Below are 22,378 nucleotides of genomic sequence, written 5' to 3'. Positions count from 1 at the left end.
GCTCGCGGGTGGGTGGTGCGGCTAGGAACGCTTCTTCAGCTCGGGGAACTGGTCATCGCGCCACTCGTCGGCCAGCCTGACGCCCGCGGCCGCGGCCTCGTTCTCCCGGGTGCGCAGCTCGACCCGGCGGATCTTGCCCGAGTTGGTCTTGGGCAGTTCGAAGAACTCCACCCGGCGCACCCGCATGTACGGCGGCAGGCCGTTCCGGGCGTGGCGCAGGACCGCCAGGGCGGTCTCGGCGTCCGGTGCCCAGCCCGCGGCCAGCGCCACGTAGGCCTTGGCGATGTTCAGCCGGGTGTCGTCGGGGGCGGGCACGACGGCCGCTTCCATGACGGCGGGGTGCTCGATCAGCACGCTCTCCACCTCGAACGGGGAGACCTTGTAGTCGCTGGACTTGAAGATGTCGTCGGTACGTCCCACGAAGCTCAGGTAGCCGTTCTCGTCGCGGGTGGCGACGTCGCCGGTGTGGAAGTACCCGTCCCGGAGCACGTCGGCGCTCCGCTCGGTGTCACCGTGGTAGCCCGACATCAGGTTCACCGCCGGCGAGCCCAGGTCCAGGCAGATCTCACCCTCCTCCGTGGGGGCTCCGGTGATCGGGTCGACCAGCACCACGGCGACGCCGGGCAGTGGCTGCCCCATCGACCCGGCCTTGAGGGCTGACCCCGGCACGTTGCCGACAATGGCGGTGGTCTCGGTCTGGCCGTAGCCGTCGCGGATGGTCAACTGCCAGGCGCGCTGGATCTGACTGATGACCTCGGGGTTGAGCGGTTCACCGGCGGAGAGGATCTCGCGCAGGCTCGCCGGCTTGGCGCCGACATCCGCCTGGATCAGCATCCGCCACACCGTCGGCGGCGCGCAGAAGCTGGTGACGGAGGCGCGGTGCAGCTGGTGCGTGAGCGCGGCCGGGTTGAACTTCGAGTAGTTGTAGATGAACACCGTGGCCTCGGCGATCCACGGCGAGAAGAAGCAGCTCCAGGCGTGCTTGCCCCAGCCGGGCGAGCTGATGGCCAGGTGCACGTCGTCGGGGCGGAGGCCCAGCCAGTACATGGTGGTGAGGTGCCCGACCGGGTACGAGGTCTGGCTGTGCACCACCATCTTCGGCTTGCTCGTCGTGCCGGAGGTGAAGTAGATCAGTGACGGGTCGGTGGAGGCGACCGGGACGTTGACCTTGCCGGCCTCGGCCAGGGCGGAATCGGCGTATTCGGTCCAGCCCGCGGTCGGTTCACCCACGCAGATACGGGTGAACCCGCCGGCGATGCCGGCGAACTTGGGGGTATCCGCGACATTGGCGATCACGTGCTGCACCCCGGCACGCAGCACCCGGTCGGCGAGGTCGTGCGTGCCGAGCACCGTGGAGGTGGGCAGGATCACCGCGCCGACCTTGAGGATCGCGAGCATGGTCTCCCAGAGCTCGACCTGGTTGCCGAGCATCAGCATCACGTGGTCCCCCTTGCCCACGCCCTGCTGCACGAGCCAGGTGGCGACCTGGTCGGAGCGGGTGACCATCGCGTCGAAGCTCACCTTGAGTTCGCGGCCGTCTTCCTCCACGATCCACAGGGCGGTCTTGTCGTTGCCGGTGCCGATCACGTCGAACCAGTCGACGGCCCAGTTGAAGCTGTCGCCCACATCGGGCCAGACGAACGCGGCGGCGGCGCCCGGGTGGTCCGCGCGCAGCTCGACGAGCTGGTCGCGGGCGCTGCGGAAGTTGGTCGTACTGGTGCGCTCGGTCATGGTCCCATCTTCCTTCCCACCGGATGCCTCCAGCGGCATGAATACCCAGCCGCGCTGGGAATATGTGCAAGAGGTGTACCGCGGGCCGGAAGCAGGCCAGACTCTGGGCATGGCAGTCGCAGCTCCCGTCTCCCCCATGCTCGCCAAGGCCGTCGACACGGTCCCCGAACCGGACAGCGTGCCCGGCGGCCTCAGTTACGAGCCCAAATGGGACGGCTTCCGCAGCATCGTCTCGTTCGACGGCACCGCGAGCACCATCGGCAGTCGCGGCTCGAAGATGCTCACCCGGTACTTCCCCGAGCTCACGTACGCGTTCGAGCAGCTGCTGCCGCAGCCCTGCATCCTCGACGGCGAAATCGTGCTCCGCGCGGGTGAGCCGGGCCGGGAACGCCTGTCCTGGGAGCAGCTGTCGCAGCGCATCCACCCGGCCGCAAGCCGGGTGCGCCGGCTCGCGGACGAGACCCCGGCCACCTTCGTGGCCTTCGACCTGCTCGGCCTGGCCGGGAACAGCCTGCTGGACACGCCGTTCGAACAACGCCGAACCGCGCTCGAAACCCTCGTCGGTTCCCTGGGCGACCCCATCCACCTCACCCGCACCACCCGCGACGTGGCCCTGGCCCGCCGCTGGCTGGTTGAGTTCGAGGGCGCCGGCCTGGACGGCATCGTCGCCAAGCCGCTCGCCGCCGCGTACGCCCCCGGCAGACGCTTGATGTTCAAGGTGAAGCACCACCGCAGCGCGGATGTCGTGCTGCTCGGTTACCGCAAACACGTCAGCGGCAACGGCGTGGGCTCGCTCCTGCTCGGCCTGTACGACGGCGACGGTCACCTTCGGAGCGTGGGCGGGGCATCCGCGTTCAGCGATGTGCGCCGGCTGGCGCTGGTGGACGAGCTGGAACCGCTGGTGCTGCGGGACGAGGCCGGCAACGTCGTCACCGGTGAGGGCGAACCGAGCCGGTTCTCCGCCGGCAAGGACACCTCGTTCGTGAAGCTGCGACCCGAACGGGTGCTCGAGGTGCGGTACGACCACATGGAGGGTGAGCGGTTCCGGCACACCGTGCAGTTCGACCGGTGGCGGCCGGACCGCGAGGCCCGCTCCTGCACCTTCGAGCAGCTGGAGCGGCCCATCGCGTACGACCTGGCCGACGTGCTCGACTAAGTCACGGCGCCGGTTCGTCGGCGGAGCGGAGGTAACTTAGGGTCGCATTTCGGCTCCCGCTGCCCCCGTTCAGCCGTTCGGGGCTCGGGCCTGCCTATGGTTGCATCACCTCGAGCGAACGCGTCGGGACGATCCAAGCGGCAGCACCTCGGCCGCTGATTCGTCGTGCCGGGCGCCGACCTCGGTATGCGCACGCCGACCACGATTGGACATCCCCTGACCGATACCGCGCTGACCGAATCCGCCGACACCGTCACGACCTCCGCCGCCGCGCTGGACGACCGCTGGGCCGACGCCGCCGCCCCCACCACTGCGCAGGCCTGGCTGGACCGGGCCAGGGAGGTGTCCGACATCCTCATCGTCGACGCCGTCGACCGGGACCGGGCCAACCTGGCGCCGCACGCCGAGGTGCGCCCGCTCAAGGCCTCCGGACTGGTCACGCTGCTCGGCCCGGTCGCCTCCGGCGGCGGCGGGCAGACCTGGGAGACGGCCTACCAGGTGATCCGCATCATCCCCCGCGGCGACGGCTCGATCGGGCAGCTGCTCGGCGACCACTACCTGCGGGCGTGGGCCGCCCGCCTTGTCGCCACCGACGAGCAGATCGCGGCCATTGAGGACCTGTACACGACGAACAACTTCCTCTTCGGCGGTGCCGTCAATCCGCGCGACTCGGACCTCATCGTTGTCGAAGAGGGCGATGAGCTGGTCGTCACCGGCCGCAAGTCGTTCTCCACCGGCGGCCAGGTCGCCGATCTCACCGTGCTCGAGGGGATGCTGGCCGGCACCGACACCCACATTTTCGCCATCGTGCCCACCGACCAGCCCGGCATCCGCTTCGGCGGCGACTGGGACAACCTCGGCCAGCGCCTCACCGAGTCCGGCTCCGTCGAGATCCAGGGTGTTCGCGTGCCGTGGGCCGCCGCTGCTGGCTTCGTGGAGAAGGTGTTCCAGCCGCTGATCTACAACACCCTCAACGTGCCGGCGATCCAGCTGGTCTTCACGAACTTCTACCTGGGCATCACACAGGGCGCCCTGGAAACCGCGTCGGCGTACACCCGCACCGCCACCCGCGCCTGGCCGTACGGCGACGGCGACAGGAACGCGCCACCGACGAGTGGTACCTGCTGGAGGGGTACGGCCAGCTGCAGTCCAAGCTCTGGGCCGATGAGGCCGTGGCCGACCGGGCCGGCGCCGAGATCAGCGAGGTGCTGCACGCGCGGCGCCACGACCTCACGGCCCGCCGCCGCGGCGAGATCGCGGTGCTGATCGCCGCCGCGAAGCTGCGCGCCATCGAGGACGGCCTGGAGACCACGGCCAAGATCTTCGAGTTCACCGGCGCTCGCGCCACGGCCAACTCGGTGGGCTCGGACATCTTCTGGCGCAACCTGCGTACGCACAGCCTGCACGACCCGGCCGCCGACAAGAAGCGCGACGTCGGCCAGTACGTGCTCCTGAACGAGGTGCCCGAGCCCAGCTGGTCCACCTGACCCGAGCGGCCCGTTCTCGTTTGCAATCTTCCCGCCTTTCCGAGGACAACGAAGGCGGGAAGTTTGCACATGACGGACGAAGCCTGTCAGTCCTTGCGGCCCGCGAGGAAGTAGGCAATCGGACCGGCGAAGTTGATGGAGATCACGGCGGCCCAAACGCCCTTGGGGCCGTTCACCTTCTTGGCCGGCCGGTGGGCCAGGTCACTCCAGGCGAGGGCTGCGAGCACGAACTGCACGATTCCTCCGGCCACCGTGCCGAACTTCTGGGGCCCGGCCATCTCGCTCCACTTTCGCGTAGCCATATCACTCTCCTTCATCATCGTCTCTATCGTCGTGTTCGTCGTTGCGCAGTCGCCACGCTGGCGGCGCGCGTTGCTCGCATCATGCCACCGAACGCGCCTCGGAGAACGAACCCCGACGGGCAATCCGGGCTCAGGGCAGCAATAACCGGCGTAGCTCCGACTCGGCGGATGCCGCGCGGGCCGGATCGATCGTCTCCCCGGCGGTGAACGCATCGACCACCCGCGGGTCCACGTAGCTCGTGCGGGCGATGGTGGGCGTGTTTCCGAGCACCTCCGCCGCGGCCTGCATGGCCGCCGTCAGCGCCCGGGCCCGGGCCCGCTTCGTCGCCTCCGGTCCGTTCTTGGCCAGGCTGATCGCCGCCGCGATGGTGCCGCGCAGGGTGCGGAAATCCTTGGCGGTGAAGTCGCCACCGGTGTGCTGCTTGATGAACTCGTTCACGTCGGCGGCCGAGACCGTACGCGGCTGGCCGTCGTCGTCCCAGGCGAGGAACGGGGCATCCGGTGAATCGTCGGGCGCGTCCCGCACGAACGCGGCCACGTCGGGGTCGGTCAGGCTGCTCTGCCAGGACTGCCCGCTCTTGGCGGGGAACGCGAAGTGCACGGTGTCGCCGTCGACGCTCACGTGCGAGCGCTGCAGCGTGGTGAGCCCGTGGCTGCCGTTCTCCTCCGTATACCGGTCGCTGCCGATGCGCAGAGCGCCGGAATCGAGAATGCGGAACGCGGCGGCGAGGGCGCGTTCCCGGGTTGCCCCCGGTTGGTGCAGGCACCGGGTCACGTAGCCGCGCGCACGGGGCAGCGACTCGGCCAGCTTCAGGGCGCGGGCGAACTTCGCCCGGTCCTGCTTCAGGCGCCAATCCGGGTGGTAGAGGTACTGGCGCCGGCCGGCGGCATCCACCCCGGTCGCCTGGATGTGGCCGTTGGGATACGGGGCGATCCAGACGTCCTGCCAGGCCGGCGGGATGGCCAGGGCGCTGAACCGGGCGCGCAGCTCGGGGTCGGCGATGACGAGCCCGGCCGCGTCCAGGTAGCTGAAGCCGCGGCCCGAGCGCCGGCGGGTGTACCCGGTGCCCGAGGTGTTGCTGCGGCGCAACCGGACGGCCCGGGGGCGGGCGGCGGCGGGTCGGGCTGCCGCCGGGTTCACCGCCGGCGTCGCGGATGCCGTCCGGGTCGATGCGGACCGGGCGGCCACTCGTGTGTCGGCGGCAGGCTTCGCTGACTCTCGCTTCCTCGCCACGGGTGTCGCAACGACGGCCTGCTCGGCCGTGACTTCCTTGGCGGTGCCTGACTTGACAGCGCCTTTCTTAACGGTGCCTCTCGTGAGGGCGGTCCGGGTTCTTGTCGCCATGATCATCCTCCGGGCGTGCTGTGGGTTTTTCAGCGTAAGCGCGCGGCGCATTCCGGGCAAGCACCGGGAGTCCTCCGGCCGCCGAGAACTCGGGAGGAACGGCGGCTGGGAGCGCTCCAGGCGCTCTCTATACTGATCCTCACGGCCCGTGCGAGTACTCGCGGGCGACGCGAGAGAAAGTTCCCATGCTTGCCGATATCGACACCCTTCCCCCGCTCGTGTTCGGTGAGCCCGGCGAGTTCCGCGAGCTGATGGTCGCCCTGGTGATGAGCGGGGACAAGACCGGCTCATCCAACCTGCGCGTCGCCTACGAGCTGACCGGGGAGCCCCTCCCCGTCGTCGGCACCGAATACGCCCTCGTCGACTCCGCGAACACCCGGGTCGCCGTGGTCGAGGTGCTCGAGGTCCGCGAGCACACCGCCGCTGACACCACCCTGGAGCTCGCCCAGCACGAGTCCCCCACGCTGGAGAACTGGCAGACCGTGCACCGCGACTACTGGGAGACCCTGGTCCCCGCCATCCGCAAGCACCTGGACGACCCCGACTGGGTCCTGACGGATGCCGAGCCGGTGATCAGCAAGGTCTTCCGCGTCGTCCACGCTCCCGTCATTTAGGCAGGCCCGGCCGGCTCCAATGTCGCGCGGAGCTCTTCGAGCTGAGTGCGCTGCTCGTTGGTGAACGCATCCCGGAACAGTGCGGCGTTTTCCGGCTCCAGGTCGTCGTAGGACAGCGCGAACGCGGCCTCCACCGCAAGGTCTCCCGCCACGAGCAGTCGGAGCCGGTTCTCGGCCGACCGCATCCGCGCCACGAAGTCGGCCGTCTGCCAGTCCGGATGGCTGGCGATCCGGTTGCCTGCGATGCGCAGGGCCAGCGGAACGTGGTCCGACAACTGTGCAAGCTCACGCAGGTCACCGGCCCTGCGCTGGTCTGCCGGGATCAGGCGGCGAAGCAGCAGGACGCTCTCCTCCTCACCGAGCGGCCCCAACGTCACTCGGCGCACGCCCTCGAGGCCGGAGAGGCTACGGCGTGAGGTGATCACAACCGCGCCACGCTTCTGCAGCGCCAGCACGGGCCGGATCTGCGACTCGTTCGCCGCATTGTCCAGCAGCACCGCCGGCGGGCTGTCGGCGGTCACCTTCTGCCAGAGCAGTGTCGCGTCATCCAAGTTGGTCGGCAGCTTTTCACTGATGCCGGGCACCTGACGCAGGAGTGCCCGCAGCACCTGCAGCGGGGTGAGTGGCACCGTGTTGAAGCCGTCGAGGTCGACATAGTAGACCTTGGGCCGGACCTCGCCCGCGGTGCTGAGGGCCTCGAGCGCACTGGTGGTCTTCCCGATACCCGGGGGTCCGCAAATGATCACGGCTGTCGGCGCCCCTGCCGCCGACGCGGGAGCGTCGAGCAGCGCGCGGATGGCGGCGATCTCTCGATCGCGGCCGGTGAAGTCCGGCAGCCGGTGCGGGGCGATCGCCGACGCCCGGTGGTTATCGGTTGGAGCACGGCGTCTGGCCCGAGCCGACCGGAGGAACGCGTCGGTGCCGGCGACGTCGAGTCCGAGGCCCTGGGCTATCGCCGCCGTGCGGCGCTGCGGCGCGACGCTGACCCCGCGCTCGATATCGCTGATGGTGCGCGCGCTGATGCCGCTTCTCTCGGCGAGCCCTTCCAGGGTGAGGTCCGCTGCCAGTCGAAGCGTTCGCAGCCGCGCGGCGAGGGGTGACGGACTCACAGTGCGAGATTCACCAGTTCTTCATGCTTTCTGCGTTGCGACACGCCAAGGCAGGACGATGTGCTGGGTGTCGACGTCATTTTGATGAGAGTCGCAGATGCGCTCGACCAGCGCAACTTCCTGTCGGCGCGGACGTTCGCTACCCGGGTCGACCCCAGGCACCAGAGAGGAGCCGGATTGACCGACACGACCATCGTTCTCACCCACGGCCCCTTCGGCGAGGCTCCTTCCTGGGCGCCGGTCACGGATCTCCTGCAGCGCCGCGGGTGCCGTGCTCGTGCCGCCGGTCACCCACAGCAGCATCGCAGGAGGGGCCGCAAAGATCCGCTCCTTCGTTGAACAGGTTGACGGGCCGTGCTGCTGGCGGGCCACGGCTCCGGCGGCGCCGTCGTCGGGGTGGTCGGAGCGGCCGACAACGTCACCAGCCTGGTCTTCGTCGCCGCCTATGTGCTCGAAGTCGGCGAGAGCATCGGGCTGCTGCAGGGCGGCTTTCCCGATTCCGTGGCCCCGCTTCCGATTCCCGCCGACGTCCTCGCAGAGCCCGTCGCTGCGGCGGCCTGGAAAACGAAGCCGTCCTGGGGCATCATCGCAAGCGCTGACCGCACCATCCACCCGGGATGTCGTGCGATTCGGGTACGAACGCGCGGGCTTCGCCCGGGTTGTCGAACTGGATGCGCCGCACCTCGTCATGCAGACCCACCCCACCGAGGTCGCCAACCTCATCGAGGCCCTGGCGACCGCCCAGATCCCTTCCTAACAAACGAAAGAGAGCACACCATGCCTTACATCACCACGACCGACGGCACCCAGATCTATTACACCGAGCAGGGCACCGGCAAGCCCGTGCTCTTCAGCCACGGCTGGCCGCTCTCATCCGACGCCTGGCAGGTTGAGCTCAAGCTGCTGGCGGATGCCGGCTACCGCGCCATCGCGCACGATCGGCGCGGCCACGGCCGTTCGTCGAAGACCTACACGGGCAACGATATGGACACCTACGCCCAGGACCTCGCCGAGCTGGTCGAGGCTCTCGACCTGCACGACCTCGTCGTGGTCGGCCACTCCACGGGTGGTGGTGAGGTGGTGCGTTACGCCGCCCAGCACGGTGTGGGCCGGGTCGTGAAGGTGGTCACGGCCGGAGCCGTTCCGCCGCAGATGGTCAAGACCGAGAACAACCCTGAGGGCACCCCGATCGAGGCGTTCGACGACATCCGCGCCGGTGTGCTCAAGGACGCCTCACAGTTCTTCCAGGACCTGACCGTGCCGTTTTTCGGTGCCAACCGCGACGGATCGTTGGTATCGCAGGGCGCCAAAGACGACCTCTGGCGCCAGGGCATGCTGGTGAACCTCGCCGCCGCCTACGACTGCGTCAAGGCGTTCTCCGAGACCGACTTCACCGAGGACCTCAAGGCTCTGGACGTGCCGATCTTCATCGCTCACGGCGACGACGACCAGATCGTTCCGATCGGCGCCGCGGCGCTCAAGACCGCAGAGCTCGTCAAGGACGGCACCCTCAAGGTCTACCCGGGCGCCCCGCACGGCATCTACGGCGACTACCGCACCGGGTTCGGCAAGGACCTGCTGGCCTTCATCGCCCAGTAGCGTTTTCGCTTCCGTGCCATCGGATGCGGCGGCCGCTTGGCCGCCGCATCCGCACCGGCCGGCTCGCATCGGGCCGGCCCTACCGGGTGGTGCTGCCCTGGCGCATAAGGAGATAGTGACGAAATAAGGACACCCCAGGCGATTACGTCCGGAAAAACTCACGAAATCCTTATCTGCGGGCGCCCCGGCTCAGCCGGCGCGACGAGAGGCGGCGGCGATTCCGGCGACCACGAGCAGCAGTCCGATACCGACGACGGCCGTAAGCAGCCAGGTGACCAGGTCGAGTCCGCCCGGAGCCAGTTCGCGGGCCGCGAAGAAGGCCGCTATCGCGAGCATCATGGCGCCCCAGAGAATAGTGGCGACCAGCGGGCGGCGCTTGCGCGGCAACGGGTCGGCATAGGCCGCCTCTGCTGCCGGCGCCGCCCGCCCTCCCGTGGCGGCGGGTGCCGAAGGACTGGGGATGGTCGGCTCCGTCGGGGCGGCGCCGGTGTTGGTGGTGCTGTTCGGGTTGGTGGATGCGTCGGTCATGGTGTTCTCCTAGCGCAGGGCCGGCGAGGCCGGCTGGTTGATGGTGACCTCGCCGAAGCCGGTCCAGACACGCACGGTCGTGACGCCGGTGCCGCTGCCTTCGGAGACGAACCGGGAGTCAAAGAACAGCAGGCCGCCGCGGTCGACGCCGGACTCGCCGTAGTCGATCCCGCCGGCCAGGTTGCTGGCCTGCACCTCGACGGTGCGGTTCTCGGGCAGGAGCAGCTCGACGTCCCCGAAGCCCAGCCAGACGTCGATCGTGCGGTCGATGCCGGCGGGGGTGCGATCGAGCCCGGAGAGGTCGATCCGGGGCGAACCGGCGACCATGGCCAGGCCGGTGGGGTCGCTCGTGTCGTACTGCCAGGTGGGATCGCCGAAGGGCACCACATCGGCGTCCGCGGGGATGAACGCGGTCCAGCCCATGCTGACGACCAGTGCGATGCTGAAGAAGTTCAGCCAGCCGCCCTCCTTGCCGCGGATGCCGGCGACCACGATGCCCAGGGCGACCACGGCGAGCGCGGCCGCGGCGCCGACCAGGAAGGCCGAGTTCGACCAGGATCCGTCTGCCACGAAGGACGCGGCGACGGCACCGGCGCTCAGCGCCACTCCGGCCACGACGGAGACGAAACCCGCGCCCAGCTGCCGGCGGCGGTGCGCCGACCGGTATCGCTCGGGGTCGAAGGCCGCGGCGGGGGCGCCGGCTCCGGAGTCGGGACCGGTGGGGGTGGACCCGTACGGTGCCGACCCGTACGGCGCAGGTCCGGCCGACGGAGTCCCGGCTGGCCGGCGGCCGGCGAGGTCATCCCACAGCGATGGGCCGGCCGGGCTGGCGCTCGCCGTCGAGCCGGTTGCGGCCGGGGCATCGGGCACGGGCGGGATCGGTGGGACGAACGTCGACGTCGGGCTCGACGCTGCCCGGGCGTGGGGTGTGGACGCGGCGCGTGCCTGATCGGTGGTGCTCGGCTGGGCTGCGGTCTCCGGCCCAGCGGCAGCGGTGGGGGCATCCGCATCGGGCGTGGACGCTGACGGGCTGGCCGTCGGGTTTGTTGCCGGGTAGCCCGACGGGTAGCCGGCGGTGTTCCGCGGCGAGGGTACCCGCTTGGCGATGTAGATCACCAGCAGGATGATGCCCACCGTGAGCCCGATGGCCCAGCTGGTGCGCAGCAGCACTTCCAGCCAGCCGGGCATGCCCCACACTTCCGGCGGTCCCTGCCACCAGATGCCCTGCATCCACGGGATGAACATGAAGAACAGCAGCACGCCGACGGCGATCATGGCCGGTTCGAAGACCTGGTGCGCCGCCTTCTCGGCCAGGCTCCGGCCGGACTGATCGGGCATCAGCGCCCACCCCAGGGCGTAGACGAAGAAGATGGGGCCGCCGAGGATTGCGATCACGACGGCGATGCCGCGCACGATCAACGGGTCGAGGCCGGTGCGCGTTGCGATCGCCCCGCACACGCCGGCCAGCCAGCGGTCCTGGCCACGGACGAAGCCGAGGCTGCATACCCAGTCGAAGAATGCGGCCCCGCCAGGCTGTTTGGACTGCCCGGTGCCACCGGGTGCACCGTACGGGGTGCCGGGAGTGAAGGGCGCTGATGTCTCGGTCATGGCTCCATCTTGCTGCTCCGCCGCGCGACGAGCCATGGGGGAAGACCCTGATTGCACCCTGACCCCGGGGTTCGGCGAGCGACCAGGGGCTCCATGGGTGCTTGGATGGTGCTGTGACCGACGTGAGTGCCGCCCACCCCCGCTCGAGCGGGAGGCTCGTGCGCCCGCGCCTGCGCATCGTGGCGGGCGTCTGCGCGGGGTTTGCCCGGCACACCGGTCTGCCCGTCACCTTGGTGCGTACCGTGACGTTCGTGCTGGCGCTCTGCGGCGGCGCGGGTGTGCTGCTGTACGGCTGGCTGTGGGCCACGACCCCCGACGAAGCTCCTGCGACAGGCAGCGGCGGACACCACGACCGACTACCCAAGGCAGCTCTCACCACCTCCGCGCGGTCCGGCTCCCTCACGACCCCGGTCGCACCGGCCCTGGCCTCGCCGGCCACCGCCGGCACCACCGGCACCACCGGCGCATCCGTTGACGCCGCCGCAGGAGAACCCCGGCGCGCGCCCGTCACCGAGATCCTCCTCGGCCTCGCCCTTGTCAGCACCGCCGGAGCGTTGATCGCCAACCGGCTCGGTGCCGAGCTGCCGCTGGACGCCATCATCCCCGCGATCGTGGCACTGGCCGGCACCGGCCTGGCCTGGCGGCAGTTCGCCGAGCTGCGCAGCGGCGCCGGCCCCCGCAGCTCGGGCATGCTGGTGCGGGCCCTTGGCGCGCTGGTGCTGGTGGCCCTGGGCATCCTGCTGTTCTTCATCACGAGCGAAAGCCCCAACGTCTGGACCGTCATCGTCGCGGCCCTGTCGGTGCTCGTGGGAGTCGCCGTGGTGGTGGCTCCCTGGGCCGTGCGGCTCACCCGCGACCTCTCCGATGAGCGCGCCGCCCGGGAGCGAGAGGCGGAGCGGGCCGAGATGGCCGCCCACTTGCACGATTCGGTGCTGCAGACCCTGGCGCTGATCCAGCAGAAGGCCGGCCCGCACTCCGACGCCGCCAGGCTCGCCCGCGCCCAGGAACGAGACCTGCGGGAGTGGCTGTTCACCGGTACCCGGAATGCACCCGTCGACCTGGCCGCCGAGCTGCGCGGGTTCGCGACGACGCTGGAGCGGGACTTCGCGGCGCACGTCGACGTCGTCGCGGTCGGCTCCGTCGACCGGGAAGTGCCGGAACCGCTGCTCGCGGCCGCCAGGGAAGCCATGCTCAACGCGGCCAGGCACGCCGGCGGCGACATCTCGGTGTACGTCGAGTCCTCCCCGGCCGCCATCGAGGTCAGCGTCACCGACCGGGGCCCGGGTTTTTCCATCGGGGCGATCCCCGCGGATCGCTGGGGCGTGCGCGAGTCGATCCTGGCCAGGATGCAGCGGGCCGGCGGCACGGCGACGGTGCAGCCGGGGCCCGGCGGCACCGGCACCGAGATTCGGCTCACGCTCCCCCTCGACGTTCAGGAAGACACCCCATGACCGACCCGACCGCCTCCGCCACCGGCGACGCCCCCGATCTCACGGTGGTGATCGTCGACGACCACTCAATCTTCAGGTCGGGCCTCCGCTCGGAGCTGGATCCGGCCCTGCGGGTGCTCGGCGAGGCGGCGACCGTCGACGAGGCGATCGCGGTCGTCGTGGCCACCCAGCCCCGGGTGGTGCTGCTCGACGTGCATCTGCCCGGCGGCACCGGCGGCGGCGGCGCCGAAGTGATTCGCGCCGCGGCTCCCCAAGCGCCGGCCACCCTCTTCCTGGCTCTGAGCGTGTCGGATGCGGCGGACGACGTGGTCAGCGTCATCCGCGCCGGTGCCCGCGGGTACATCACCAAGAGTTCCTCCGGCGCCGAGGTGTCAGAGGCCGCCCGCCGGGTGGCGGGCGGGGACGCCGTCTTCTCGCCGCGGCTGGCCGGGTTCGTGCTGGACGCCTTCGGTGCCGTCGCGGGCGAGACCGCGGCCAGTATCGACGAGCTCGACCGGCTGTCGGCCAGGGAGCAGGAGGTGATGCGGCTGATCGCCCGCGGCTATGCCTACAAGGAGGTCGCGAGCGCTCTGTTCATCTCGCCCAAGACCGTGGAGACCCACGTCTCGGCGGTGCTGCGCAAGCTGCAGCTCTCCAGCCGCCATGAGCTCACCGCCTGGGCGACGGCCCGCAAGCTGCTCTGAGGTGGGCTTACGGGGTGCCGAATCGCTCCACGAACGCCTTCATGATGTTGGCGGGCTCGGTCACCCGGGACGCGTCGATGGCGGCGATCACGTCGTCGTAGGCATCCGGCTCGAAATAGCCGTTGTCGTGATACACCCGCAGCCGGGTGCGGATGCCGGCCTGGGTGAGTTCGGGGTGGAACTGGGTGGCGTAGACGTTCTGGCCGACCCGGAACGCCTGCACCGGGCAGCTCTCCCCGGTGGCGAGCAGCACCGCGCCCGCCGGCAGGGCCGTGCAGGCCTCCTTGTGGCCCACGAACGCCTCGAAGTTCGGTGCGAGCCGGCCGAACAATTGGTCGGCCGCGCCGTCCGGAGTGAGGCTGACGACGATGGGCCCGGCCGGCTCGGACCAGGTGTCGTCGACGACTCCGTCGAGGTGGCCGACGAGCAGGCCGATGCCGTAGCAGGCGCCCAGGAACGGGAAGTCCTGCGCCACGACCTGGTCGATCACTCCGGCGAGTTCGGCTTCGACCCGCAGTTGCACCGCCGATTTGGTTCCCGCCGGGTCGCTCGCGTTGAACGGGCTGCCGCCCACGATCACGCCGGAGTAGTCAGCGAGATTCACCGTCGGCAGCGGGGCCGCCTCGAGGCGAACGCGATGCAGTTGTTCGGGACGCAGGCTCCCGGCCGCAAGGAACCCCGCGTATTCGTCGTCGGCGGCTTCATCCTCGAAGCGGGTTGCCAGTAGCAGAAAGGGCTTCACGGCCCCATGTTAGCGAGGAAGCCGGTTCCGGATGCGGATGTGACGCCGCGGGGCACGAACACCCCCTCTTCGCTCTGTGCAGGGAGGCCGAGCGGGTAGATTTATGCCAATGAACATCCAGCAAGGCACCAGCGCGCCCGAGGCCAGCACCATCGCCACTCCCTACGAAGATCTGTTGCGCCTGGTGCTCGAGACCGGCGCGAACAAAGCGGACCGCACCGGCACGGGCACGCTCAGCGTGTTCGGCGCCCAACTGCGCTTCGACCTCAGTAAGGGGTTTCCGCTGGTCACCACCAAACGGGTGCACTTCCCCTCCGTCGCTTACGAACTGCTCTGGTTCCTGCGCGGCGACAGCAACGTGGGCTGGCTGCGGGAACACGGCGTACGCATCTGGAACGAGTGGGCCGACGAACAGGGCGAACTCGGCCCGGTCTACGGCGTGCAGTGGCGGTCCTGGCCCACGCCTGACGGCGGCCACATCGACCAGATCGCCCAGGTCATCGAGACTCTCAAGACCAACCCGGACTCCCGGCGCATCATCGTGTCGGCGTGGAACGTCGCCGACATCCCCGAGATGGCGCTCGCCCCGTGCCACGCACTGTTCCAGTTCTACGTGGCGGACGGCAAGCTCTCCTGCCAGCTCTACCAGCGCAGCGCCGACCTGTTCCTCGGCGTTCCGTTCAACATCGCCAGCTACGCGCTGCTCACCCACCTCGTCGCGGCGCAGACCGGCCTCGAAGTGGGCGACTTCATCTGGACCGGCGGCGACTGCCACATCTACTCCAACCACCTCGAGCAGGTCACCGAACAACTCAGCCGCACGCCGTACCCGGCGCCGCAGCTCAAGATCACCACCGAGCGGGACAATATCTTCGACTACCGGTTCGAGGACCTCGAGGTCGTCGACTACGTGCACCACCCCGCGATCAAGGCTCCCGTTGCCGTCTGACGGCACCGGCGTCGGCCTGATTTGGGCGCAGGCGGTCAACGGTGTCATCGGTGACGCCGGCACCATCCCGTGGCGGTTGCCCGAAGACCTCGCCCGGTTCAAGGAGCTCACCCTGGCCGGCGCCGTCGTCATGGGCCGCCGCACCTGGGACTCGCTGCCGGAGCCGTTCCGGCCCCTCGCCGGCCGGCACAACATAGTCATCACCCGCCAGCCGGACTGGAGCGCCGATGGCGCCACCGTCGTGCACTCCCTGGCCGACGCCCTGGCTGCCGCTCTGCCCGGGCCGGTCTGGATCATCGGCGGCGGCGACATCTACCGGCAGTCGATGCCCCTCGCCGACCGCCTCGAAGTGACCGAGGTCGACCTCGACGCGCCCGGCGACACCGTCGCACCCGTGGTGGATGCCGCTTTCGCGCAGACCGCCACCGGCGACTGGCTGACCTCGCGAACCGGTCTGCGGTACCGCTTCGTCAGCTACGGGCGCGTCACGGCCTAGCCTCCGGTGGCGCCTCAGCCGGATCGGGCCGAGCGCTCACACGTCGCTGAAGGCCCGACTGGATACGCCGCGCGGTCGGCCGCGGGCGCGGGCGCTGCACCAGCACCGCCACGAGTTCAGGGGTCGTGGCGGGCGCGACTGGGCTGCACGCGGGGCGGCTCCCCCGGCATCTTCGGATAGTCCGGCGGGAACGGCAGCTCGCCCAGCCCGGCGGCCAGGTCCCGCTCCCACCACTCGAGCAGTGTGTCGATGCGACCGGGGTCGGCGTGCATCTGAGCCCAGGGGTCGCCGTTGGTGCGCAACCGCTCCGGCACGGTCAGGACCGTGTGCAGCGTCGGATCGGTGTTCTGGAGCTCGTCCCAGGTGATCGGGCACGACACCGGGGCGTGCGGCAGTGGCCGCGGGCTGTAGGCGCCGGCCATGGTGCGGTCCCGGTTCGCCTGGTTGAAGTCCAGGAAGATGCGGCTGCCGCGCTCCTCCTTCCACCAGGCAGTGGTCACGGTCTTCGGCATCCGTCGTTCGACTTCGCGCGCGGCGGCGATGACGGCGTGCCGCACCACCTGGAACTCCTTGGTGGCTTCGAGGGGCGCAAAGACATGCAGCCCCCGGTTACCGGAGGTCTTGACGAACGCGGTGAGGCCGGCCTCGGCGAGCACCGCGCGCAGCTCGATGGCCACCGGGATGGCGTCGTCGAAGTCGGTGCCCGGCTGCGGGTCGAGGTCGATACGGAGCTGGTCGGGGTTGTCGGTGTTTTCCGCCCGCGAGGGCCACGGATGGAACACCACAGTGTTCATCTGCACCGCCCAGACGGCGGCGGCCGGTTCGTCGATCACGAGTTGCGGATGCGTGCGCGCGCTCGGGTAGACCACCGGCACCGAGCGGATGAAGTCGGGTGCCCCCTTGGGCGGGTTCTTCGAGAAGAACTGTTCGCCGTCGACGCCCGCCGGGAACCGTTGCAGCGACAGCGGCCGGTCGCCGTTGGCGGCCACGAAAGCGTCCCCGACCTCCACGATGTAGTTGGCCAGGTCGAGCTTGGTGATGCCGGCCTCCGGCCAGAGCACCCGGCTCGGGCTGGAAACGCGCATCACCCGGTCGCCGTTCGGTCCGGGAACTGTCAGTTCGGTCGCTTCACTCGCCATGCGCCTAATTTAGCCCCGAACGCGATCGGTGTGCCTCTCCCACACCTCCCGCACCTCCACTGCCCCGCCCAGGTCGGCCGCACCTCTGCGCCCGCCTCTGCTCCGCCTCGGCCCTTCCGCGAGAAAGTTTTCGATAGTCCCACGGAGGGGTCCTGCGGGCGGGTTCGATGTCGGTGGTAGGTGAGACGATCTCACTATGAGTAGCCCAGACCAGGCACCACCGCCAGTTCCGGACGTTGACGACGATTACTCTCTGGAGCCCGCTCCACCAGATCCACAACCACCCACACTGGCGAGCACGCCCGCACCTGAACCTGCGCCAGCACCCGCGCCCGCGCCGATACCGGATCTGCCCGAGTCGTACCAGCCGGACCCGACGATGGATCAGCGGGTGCGCGACGATCTGGCCGAGCTGACCGAGCGAGTCGCGGCGGAGGACAGGCTGATCGCCCAGGCCCAGGCTCGCCGCGTCGAAGCCCTGCTGCATCTGCAGGCCTGGAGCGAGAATCCGCGGGTGTCCTCCCGACTGCACGGCGACCGGGAGTCCATACGCACGGCCGACCGGAACGCGGCGACCATGACCGAGGACCGGGCCCGCGCTGCCGCGTACGCCCGGTGGGACAAGCATGAGATCGCCCGCCGCACCATCGTGCCCGAGACCGCCTGCCTGACGCGCACCACCGAGCGCACCATCGAACGGCAGCTGGACGAGGCCCGGTTCCTCTACAGCCACGCCCCGGCCACGTTCGATGCGCTGTCTCGTGGTGAGATTAGTTACCGGCATGCGACAACCCTGCTCGACCAGATCCGCACCGTGCCTGACGAGGACCAGGCCGCGTTCGAAGAGAAGGTGCTGCCGGTGGCGAAGTCACAGTCGGCGGGCCGGTTCAAGGATCGGGCCCGCCGGCTCCGTGAAAAACTGCACCCGGAGTCCATCGTGGCCCGCAGCACGGACGCTCTCGCGGACCGGCGCACCTGGTGGGAGGCCGCGCCGGATGGGATGGGCTGGTTGCACTGGTACGGCACCGCCGACCAAACCACAGCGGCCTGCAACCGCATCACCAGCATGGCCACGAGCTTGAAGAAGCTGGGCGACCCATCCTCGGACTGCGACTCAGCCGACCAGGAGGCCGGTGCCGGTGTCGAAGACGGCTTCGGAGGCGCCGGGGCCGGGGCCGCGTTCGGGATCGAGCCGAAAATCACCGAGGACCTCCCCACCCGCACCCTTGACCAGCTCCGCGCCGACGTCACCGCCGCGCTCCTGCTGGACGGGATCACCCCGACCGGGCTGGGTGCCGGAATGCGCGGCACCGTGATGATAACCGTGTCGGCCCTGACCCTGCTGGGCCTGGACGAGGAACCCGCCACCCTCGAAGGCTACGGGCCGATCTCTCCCGACGCGGCTCGCTTTGTCGCCGGCAACGCGCCCAGCTTCACCCGCATCCTCACTCACCCCGAAACCGGAGTGATCCTCTCCGTCGACAAGAAGCAACAGAAAATCATCAAGGGCATGCGAAAAGTGTTGCGAATGCGAGACGAGACCTGCCGGTTCCCCGGCTGTTCCCGACCGGCGATCAAGAGCGACATCGACCACACCCAAGACCGCCAATATGACGGCGCCACCACCCTGGACAACCTCGCGCACCTCTGCGAAGGCCACCACCGGCTCAAACACCTCAGTCAGTGGTCGGTGACGCAGGAAGCGGGCGGGGTGCTGGTCTGGACCTCGCCGGGGAAGCGGACCTACCGCACCGACCCGGCCAACCCGATCGGACCACCCCGCCTCGCACCACCGACCGTGGGACCGAAAACCCAGAAGCAACCCGCCGACGACAGCTTCCTGATGCCCCGGCACCAGCCCAAACGGTACCCCTCGCCACCGGCCGCCGAAAACCCGCCCTTCTGAGAGCGGCGAATCGGACCTCGTGCGCCCGCCGCGCAGTCACTTAACGAGAGTGACTGGCTACCCGGTTGAGTGCTGCAACGCCTGTGGTGTAGCGAGAACCGTCGGTCGAAGGCTCGCGTGACGCTCCGCTGGCCACGGGGACCGAGCACACCATAATGGGACGGTGATGATCGAGCAGCCGAAAGCGCACGATCGTCGGGCACCGCGGCAGCGCACCGTCGTCTGGATCCTGGTCGCCGGGCAGATCCTCGGTGGCATTGGAATGGGCGCCACCCTGTCGCTCGGGGCGCTGCTGGCGGCCCAGTTGTCCGGTTCCAGCGCCTGGTCCGGAATGGCCGCGACCATGAGCACCCTCGGCGCCGCCCTGGCAGCGGTTCCCCTGGCGCGGCTGGCGCAGGCGCGGGGACGCCGCCGGTCGCTGGCGGCCGGGTCCCTCGTCGCCGGCCTCGGCGCCGCGCTGGCGATCACATCGGTCGCCGTCGACAACTTCCCGCTGCTGCTCATGGCGCTGATGCTGCTCGGCTCCGGGTCGGCCGCGAACCTGCAGGCCCGCTTCGCCGCCACCGACCTGGCCAGCAGTTCCACTCGCGGCCGCGACCTGTCCATCGTGGTGTGGTCCACCACAATCGGAGCGGTGCTCGGACCCAACCTGTTCGGCCCCGGCGAGGTGGTGGGCGCCGCACTCGGGCTGCCCCCGCTCACAGGGGCGTTCGCCTTCTCCCTGGCGGCCACCCTCGGCGCCGCCCTCGTCTACACGATCGGGCTGCGGCCCGATCCGCTCCTCACCGCCATGGCCGAGCGCGGCGCCACCGCGAGCGGCGCCCCGCGGCGCGGCGGCCTCGCCCTTGTGCGCAGCCACCCAGCCGCCCGCTACGCCGTGGCCGCAATCGCGCTCAGCCACGCCACCATGGTTGCGCTCATGTCGATGGCCCCCGTGCACCTACGCGACCACGGTGCGTCCCTCACGATCGTGGGCTTCACCATCAGCCTGCACGTGGCCGGCATGTACGCGCTGTCTCCCGTGTTCGGCGCCCTCGCCGACCGGGGCGGCCGGATGCCGGTGATCCTGACCGGCCAGGCCATGCTGTTCAGCGCCCTGCTCACGTTCTGGCTTGCCGACGAGTCGGCGACCGCCATGGTCGTCGGCCTGATCCTCCTCGGCGTCGGCTGGTCGGCATCCGTCGTCGCCGGCTCTGCCCTTATCTCCGATGCGGTGGGCGTACACGATCGCGCGCCCCTCCAGGGCTTCTCCGACCTGTCGATGAACGCCGCCGGCGCCCTCGCCGGGGCCCTGGCGGGACCGGTGCTTCTCGTCGTGGGGTACTCGGGCCTCGGCCTGGTGGCCATGTCCCTGGTGCTCGTGGTTACGATCTGGACGCTCGGGCGAGCACGCAGCGGCCCGTCTCGGCTTTCCCCGGAAACGTGAGAGCGCCACTGGCTGGCGGAGTTCCTGCCATGTCGCCGGGCCGGCCGTCAGGCTAGATGATGTCGCTCGAGGCGGTCCCTGCGCGTTCGTTCGCGGACACATCCGCCGGGGCACCCGCGATGTTCACCATCCAGGCCACGCCGAACTTGTCGACACACATCCCGAAGCTGTCGCCCCACGGCGCGACCTCGAGCGGCATCGTCACGGACCCGCCGTCGACGAGCTTGTCGAAGTAGCCGCGCAGTTCCTCGCCGTCAGCGCTTTCGCCGCTGAGCGACACCGAGAAGTTGTTGCCCGGTGTGTAGTCCATGGCGTTGGGTGTGTCCGCGGCCATCAACTCCAGGCCGTTCGGTGCGGCGAGCGCGGCATGCATGGTCTTGTCCTGCTCGCTCGGATCCTCGCTGGCGTGGTACTCCGCAAAGGTACTGACGGTCAGTTCGCCGCCGAAAACGCTCTGGTAGTACTCCATGGCCTCCCTGGCGTTGTCGCGGAAGCCGAGATAGGGGTTGAGCCGGATGCTCATGATGGTCTCCTCATGTCGTTGGGTGCTTCGTTTTTGTCACGCTCGGAACATCACCGATTATCGACCCGTCCGGCCTCCCGCGCGAGGCGTCCGGCGAACCCGGTGGCACGGCTTGCTCCGCTTGCGCCAACACCCCAACCGGATGGGCACCCATGGACCACCTCTCAACGCTCGTCGCCGACATCCACGCCACCAGCCCGAGGCGTTGGCCGTCATCGCCGCGACGCTCGGCACGACCGTCCAGGATGCCCGCACCGCGCACCCGTCGGTACGCCTGCCGCAGGGCGGCCGGGTCGAAGTGGAGATCCCCGAGTTCGGTGAGGCCCCGCCGCTGGCCATCGACGTCTACGACCCACGCGGAGCGGCCGAGGCCCGCGCATCCGCCCAATCGCTGCTCGAGCTCCTCGCCGACGCGACACCCTGGTCCCTGCACCACCTGCTCGACGAGGCGGGCCGTCTCCGGGGCGGTTCGGCCCGGCCCGCCGAAACTCCATGCGTACGCACGGGATATTCCCGTAGCGTGGAGCCATGAGCAATCTGAACCCCAGCACGCTAGTCCCAAGTTATGTGGAGCCTGGCAAGGACTTCGACCGCGACACGAACTACATCGAGGACCGCATCACGCGCGACGGGCGCGATGGCTGGCCCGTGGAACCCGGGCGCTATCGGTTGGTCGCCGCCCGTGCCTGCCCGTGGGCGAACCGCACCGCCATCGTCCGTCGCCTGCTGGGCTTGGAGCAGGTCATCTCCCTCGGCCTGCCCGGCCCCACGCACGACAAGAACAGTTGGACCTTCGACCTCGACCCGAACGGTGTCGACCCCGTACTCGGCATCGAACGCATCCAGCAAGCCTACTTCGCCCGCTTCCCCGACTACCCACGCGGCATAACGGTGCCCGCGATCGTCGACGTTCCCTCTGGGAAGCTGGTCACCAACAACTACCCGCAGATCACCGTGGACTTTCAGACCGAGTGGGTGGACTACCACCGCCCCGGCGCCCCCGATCTCTACCCGGAGGCCCTGCGCGCCGAGATCGACGAGGTGGCCAACCTGATCTTCCATGACGTCAACAACGGCGTGTACAAGTGCGGGTTCGCCGGCAGTCAGAAGTCCTACGAGCGGGCCTATCGAACCCTCTTCGCGCGACTGGACTGGCTCGAAGAGCGCTTGAGCACCCAGCGCTACCTGGTAGGCGACACCATCACCGAAGCGGACATCCGGCTGTTCACGACCCTGGCCCGCTTCGACGCGGTCTACCACGGTCACTTCAAGTGCAACCGGAACAAGCTCAGCGAGATGCCGGTGTTGTGGGCCTACGCCCGCGACCTGTTCCAGACCCCGGGCTTCGGCAGCACGACCGACTTCGCCCACATCAAGAGCCACTACTACGGCACGCACGAGCAGATCAACCCCACCGGCATCGTGCCGAAGGGGCCGGTGCTCGCGGGCTGGGACGAGCCGCACGGTCGCGACCACCTCGGCGACCGCGTCACGGAGCAGGGCCCCGCGCACACCGAGGTCTAGACGACCATCGCGGGACCGGGGTCGGTCGACGCCAGCACGTGGCCGATCCCGTCCTGCTCC

The 22,378-nt window shown here is 69.6% G+C and carries 24 protein-coding genes; 14 read left to right on the top strand and 10 right to left on the bottom strand.

Annotated elements, in window-relative coordinates; genetic code table 11:
- Positions 1 to 21: 21 nt before the first annotated feature.
- Positions 22 to 1,731, bottom strand: coding sequence for an AMP-binding protein (locus tag JWP54_RS00350; protein WP_297366198.1), 1,710 nt, complete (start codon positions 1,729 to 1,731; stop codon positions 22 to 24).
- A 109-nt stretch (positions 1,732 to 1,840) separates the two neighbouring features.
- On the opposite strand from JWP54_RS00350, the gene JWP54_RS00345 reads away from it, so the two are divergent.
- The 3 genes from JWP54_RS00345 (at position 1,841) to JWP54_RS00335 (ending at position 4,374) form a co-directional block, all read left to right on the top strand.
- Positions 1,841 to 2,887, top strand: a complete 1,047-nt coding sequence (locus JWP54_RS00345; RefSeq protein WP_297366197.1) for an ATP-dependent DNA ligase — start codon at positions 1,841 to 1,843, stop codon at positions 2,885 to 2,887.
- Between the two features lie 186 nt (positions 2,888 to 3,073).
- Positions 3,074 to 4,153, top strand: a complete 1,080-nt coding sequence (locus JWP54_RS00340; protein WP_297366196.1) for an acyl-CoA dehydrogenase family protein — start codon at positions 3,074 to 3,076, stop codon at positions 4,151 to 4,153.
- Positions 4,060 to 4,374 carry a hypothetical protein gene (locus JWP54_RS00335; RefSeq protein ID WP_297366195.1) on the top strand — a complete coding sequence of 105 codons (315 nt, stop codon included), beginning with the start codon at positions 4,060 to 4,062 and terminating at the stop codon, positions 4,372 to 4,374. The genes JWP54_RS00340 and JWP54_RS00335 overlap by 94 nt, the downstream gene beginning before the upstream one ends.
- Positions 4,375 to 4,460: 86 nt before the next feature.
- Here the strand turns inward: JWP54_RS00335 and JWP54_RS00330 are convergent, their stop codons facing one another.
- Both JWP54_RS00330 and JWP54_RS00325 read right to left on the bottom strand, forming a co-directional pair.
- The gene (locus JWP54_RS00330) at positions 4,461 to 4,676 is read right to left on the bottom strand and encodes a PLDc N-terminal domain-containing protein (protein ID WP_297366194.1); all 216 of its coding nucleotides are present in this window, start codon (positions 4,674 to 4,676) and stop codon (positions 4,461 to 4,463) included.
- A gap of 130 nt (positions 4,677 to 4,806) precedes the next feature.
- Positions 4,807 to 5,817 (bottom strand): DNA topoisomerase IB, encoded by a 1,011-nt coding sequence (locus JWP54_RS00325; protein WP_297366224.1) that lies wholly within the window; start codon positions 5,815 to 5,817, stop codon positions 4,807 to 4,809.
- Between the two features lie 389 nt (positions 5,818 to 6,206).
- Between JWP54_RS00325 and JWP54_RS00320 the strand changes: the two genes are divergently transcribed.
- Positions 6,207 to 6,635 (top strand): ASCH domain-containing protein, encoded by a 429-nt coding sequence (locus JWP54_RS00320; RefSeq protein ID WP_297366193.1) that lies wholly within the window; start codon positions 6,207 to 6,209, stop codon positions 6,633 to 6,635.
- On the opposite strand, the gene JWP54_RS00315 is transcribed toward JWP54_RS00320, so the two are convergent.
- Together JWP54_RS00315 and JWP54_RS00310 are read right to left on the bottom strand one after the other, a co-directional pair.
- Positions 6,632 to 7,744 (bottom strand): helix-turn-helix domain-containing protein, encoded by a 1,113-nt coding sequence (locus tag JWP54_RS00315; RefSeq protein WP_297366192.1) that lies wholly within the window; start codon positions 7,742 to 7,744, stop codon positions 6,632 to 6,634. The genes JWP54_RS00320 and JWP54_RS00315 overlap by 4 nt on opposite strands.
- 21 nt (positions 7,745 to 7,765) lie before the next feature.
- Positions 7,766 to 8,356, bottom strand: coding sequence for a hypothetical protein (locus tag JWP54_RS00310; RefSeq protein WP_297366191.1), 591 nt, complete (start codon positions 8,354 to 8,356; stop codon positions 7,766 to 7,768).
- Between the two features lie 10 nt (positions 8,357 to 8,366).
- On the opposite strand from JWP54_RS00310, the gene JWP54_RS00305 reads away from it, so the two are divergent.
- A complete protein-coding gene (locus JWP54_RS00305; RefSeq protein ID WP_297366190.1) occupies positions 8,367 to 8,501 on the top strand; it encodes a hypothetical protein in 135 nt (44 codons plus the stop codon).
- 20 nt (positions 8,502 to 8,521) lie between these two features.
- The gene (locus tag JWP54_RS00300; RefSeq protein WP_297366189.1) at positions 8,522 to 9,343 is read left to right on the top strand and encodes an alpha/beta hydrolase; all 822 of its coding nucleotides are present in this window, start codon (positions 8,522 to 8,524) and stop codon (positions 9,341 to 9,343) included.
- A 189-nt stretch (positions 9,344 to 9,532) separates the two neighbouring features.
- On the opposite strand, the gene JWP54_RS00295 is transcribed toward JWP54_RS00300, so the two are convergent.
- Positions 9,533 to 9,871, bottom strand: a complete 339-nt coding sequence (locus JWP54_RS00295; RefSeq protein WP_297366188.1) for a hypothetical protein — start codon at positions 9,869 to 9,871, stop codon at positions 9,533 to 9,535.
- A 9-nt stretch (positions 9,872 to 9,880) separates the two neighbouring features.
- On the bottom strand, positions 9,881 to 11,479 hold the full coding sequence (locus tag JWP54_RS00290; protein ID WP_297366187.1) for a PspC domain-containing protein: 1,599 nt from the start codon (positions 11,477 to 11,479) through the stop codon (positions 9,881 to 9,883).
- Positions 11,480 to 11,592: 113 nt separating this feature from the next.
- Between JWP54_RS00290 and JWP54_RS00285 the strand changes: the two genes are divergently transcribed.
- Both JWP54_RS00285 and JWP54_RS00280 read left to right on the top strand, forming a co-directional pair.
- Entirely contained in the window at positions 11,593 to 12,930 is a 1,338-nt protein-coding gene (locus JWP54_RS00285) for an ATP-binding protein (RefSeq protein ID WP_297366186.1), read from the top strand.
- Positions 12,927 to 13,613, top strand: coding sequence for a response regulator transcription factor (locus tag JWP54_RS00280; protein ID WP_297366185.1), 687 nt, complete (start codon positions 12,927 to 12,929; stop codon positions 13,611 to 13,613). Before JWP54_RS00285 ends, JWP54_RS00280 begins: the two co-directional genes overlap by 4 nt.
- Positions 13,614 to 13,620: 7 nt before the next feature.
- Here the strand turns inward: JWP54_RS00280 and JWP54_RS00275 are convergent, their stop codons facing one another.
- The gene (locus JWP54_RS00275) at positions 13,621 to 14,355 is read right to left on the bottom strand and encodes a glutamine amidotransferase (RefSeq protein ID WP_297366184.1); all 735 of its coding nucleotides are present in this window, start codon (positions 14,353 to 14,355) and stop codon (positions 13,621 to 13,623) included.
- 109 nt (positions 14,356 to 14,464) lie between these two features.
- Between JWP54_RS00275 and JWP54_RS00270 the strand changes: the two genes are divergently transcribed.
- Both JWP54_RS00270 and JWP54_RS00265 read left to right on the top strand, forming a co-directional pair.
- Positions 14,465 to 15,304, top strand: a complete 840-nt coding sequence (locus tag JWP54_RS00270) for a thymidylate synthase (RefSeq protein ID WP_297366183.1) — start codon at positions 14,465 to 14,467, stop codon at positions 15,302 to 15,304.
- Positions 15,294 to 15,800: a dihydrofolate reductase gene (locus JWP54_RS00265; protein WP_297366182.1), complete on the top strand. Its 507-nt coding sequence runs from the start codon at positions 15,294 to 15,296 to the stop codon at positions 15,798 to 15,800. The genes JWP54_RS00270 and JWP54_RS00265 overlap by 11 nt, the downstream gene beginning before the upstream one ends.
- Positions 15,801 to 15,916: 116 nt before the next feature.
- Here the strand turns inward: JWP54_RS00265 and ligD are convergent, their stop codons facing one another.
- On the bottom strand, positions 15,917 to 16,939 hold the full coding sequence (gene ligD, locus JWP54_RS00260; RefSeq protein WP_297366181.1) for a non-homologous end-joining DNA ligase: 1,023 nt from the start codon (positions 16,937 to 16,939) through the stop codon (positions 15,917 to 15,919).
- 391 nt (positions 16,940 to 17,330) lie between these two features.
- Here ligD and JWP54_RS00255 point away from each other — a divergent pair, with 391 nt between their 5' ends.
- Both JWP54_RS00255 and JWP54_RS00250 read left to right on the top strand, forming a co-directional pair.
- A complete protein-coding gene (locus tag JWP54_RS00255) occupies positions 17,331 to 18,845 on the top strand; it encodes an HNH endonuclease signature motif containing protein (RefSeq protein ID WP_297366180.1) in 1,515 nt (504 codons plus the stop codon).
- A 166-nt stretch (positions 18,846 to 19,011) separates the two neighbouring features.
- Positions 19,012 to 20,271: an MFS transporter gene (locus tag JWP54_RS00250; RefSeq protein WP_297366223.1), complete on the top strand. Its 1,260-nt coding sequence runs from the start codon at positions 19,012 to 19,014 to the stop codon at positions 20,269 to 20,271.
- Between the two features lie 52 nt (positions 20,272 to 20,323).
- On the opposite strand, the gene JWP54_RS00245 is transcribed toward JWP54_RS00250, so the two are convergent.
- A complete protein-coding gene (locus JWP54_RS00245) occupies positions 20,324 to 20,794 on the bottom strand; it encodes a VOC family protein (protein ID WP_297366179.1) in 471 nt (156 codons plus the stop codon).
- Between the two features lie 205 nt (positions 20,795 to 20,999).
- On the opposite strand from JWP54_RS00245, the gene JWP54_RS00240 reads away from it, so the two are divergent.
- Together JWP54_RS00240 and JWP54_RS00235 are read left to right on the top strand one after the other, a co-directional pair.
- Entirely contained in the window at positions 21,000 to 21,326 is a 327-nt protein-coding gene (locus JWP54_RS00240) for a hypothetical protein (RefSeq protein ID WP_297366178.1), read from the top strand.
- Complete coding sequence (locus tag JWP54_RS00235; protein WP_297366177.1) at positions 21,323 to 22,318, top strand: glutathione S-transferase C-terminal domain-containing protein; 996 nt, start codon at positions 21,323 to 21,325, stop codon at positions 22,316 to 22,318. Before JWP54_RS00240 ends, JWP54_RS00235 begins: the two co-directional genes overlap by 4 nt.
- Positions 22,319 to 22,378 lie beyond the last annotated feature (60 nt).

Origin of the sequence: Cryobacterium sp. (genome assembly GCF_025463825.1) — a bacterium.
Lineage (GTDB): Bacteria > Actinomycetota > Actinomycetes > Actinomycetales > Microbacteriaceae > Cryobacterium.
The sequence above is the reverse complement of the archived record's forward strand: the minus strand, read 5'-3'. Positions and strand labels throughout refer to the sequence as shown.

What these genes read in the sequence shown, in the direction of transcription:
- JWP54_RS00350 (WP_297366198.1), bottom strand. Translation starts at nt 1,731, where the DNA reads ATGACCGAGCGCACCAGTACGACCAACTTCCGCAGCGCCCGCGACCAG.
- JWP54_RS00345 (WP_297366197.1), top strand. Translation starts at nt 1,841, where the DNA reads ATGGCAGTCGCAGCTCCCGTCTCCCCCATGCTCGCCAAGGCCGTCGAC.
- JWP54_RS00340 (WP_297366196.1), top strand. Translation starts at nt 3,074, where the DNA reads ATGCGCACGCCGACCACGATTGGACATCCCCTGACCGATACCGCGCTG.
- JWP54_RS00330 (WP_297366194.1), bottom strand. Translation starts at nt 4,676, where the DNA reads ATGGCTACGCGAAAGTGGAGCGAGATGGCCGGGCCCCAGAAGTTCGGC.
- JWP54_RS00320 (WP_297366193.1), top strand. Translation starts at nt 6,207, where the DNA reads ATGCTTGCCGATATCGACACCCTTCCCCCGCTCGTGTTCGGTGAGCCC.
- JWP54_RS00300 (WP_297366189.1), top strand. Translation starts at nt 8,522, where the DNA reads ATGCCTTACATCACCACGACCGACGGCACCCAGATCTATTACACCGAG.
- JWP54_RS00295 (WP_297366188.1), bottom strand. Translation starts at nt 9,871, where the DNA reads ATGACCGACGCATCCACCAACCCGAACAGCACCACCAACACCGGCGCC.
- JWP54_RS00290 (WP_297366187.1), bottom strand. Translation starts at nt 11,479, where the DNA reads ATGACCGAGACATCAGCGCCCTTCACTCCCGGCACCCCGTACGGTGCA.
- JWP54_RS00280 (WP_297366185.1), top strand. Translation starts at nt 12,927, where the DNA reads ATGACCGACCCGACCGCCTCCGCCACCGGCGACGCCCCCGATCTCACG.
- JWP54_RS00270 (WP_297366183.1), top strand. Translation starts at nt 14,465, where the DNA reads ATGAACATCCAGCAAGGCACCAGCGCGCCCGAGGCCAGCACCATCGCC.
- ligD (WP_297366181.1), bottom strand. Translation starts at nt 16,939, where the DNA reads ATGGCGAGTGAAGCGACCGAACTGACAGTTCCCGGACCGAACGGCGAC.
- JWP54_RS00250 (WP_297366223.1), top strand. Translation starts at nt 19,012, where the DNA reads ATGATCGAGCAGCCGAAAGCGCACGATCGTCGGGCACCGCGGCAGCGC.
- JWP54_RS00245 (WP_297366179.1), bottom strand. Translation starts at nt 20,794, where the DNA reads ATGAGCATCCGGCTCAACCCCTATCTCGGCTTCCGCGACAACGCCAGG.
- JWP54_RS00235 (WP_297366177.1), top strand. Translation starts at nt 21,323, where the DNA reads ATGAGCAATCTGAACCCCAGCACGCTAGTCCCAAGTTATGTGGAGCCT.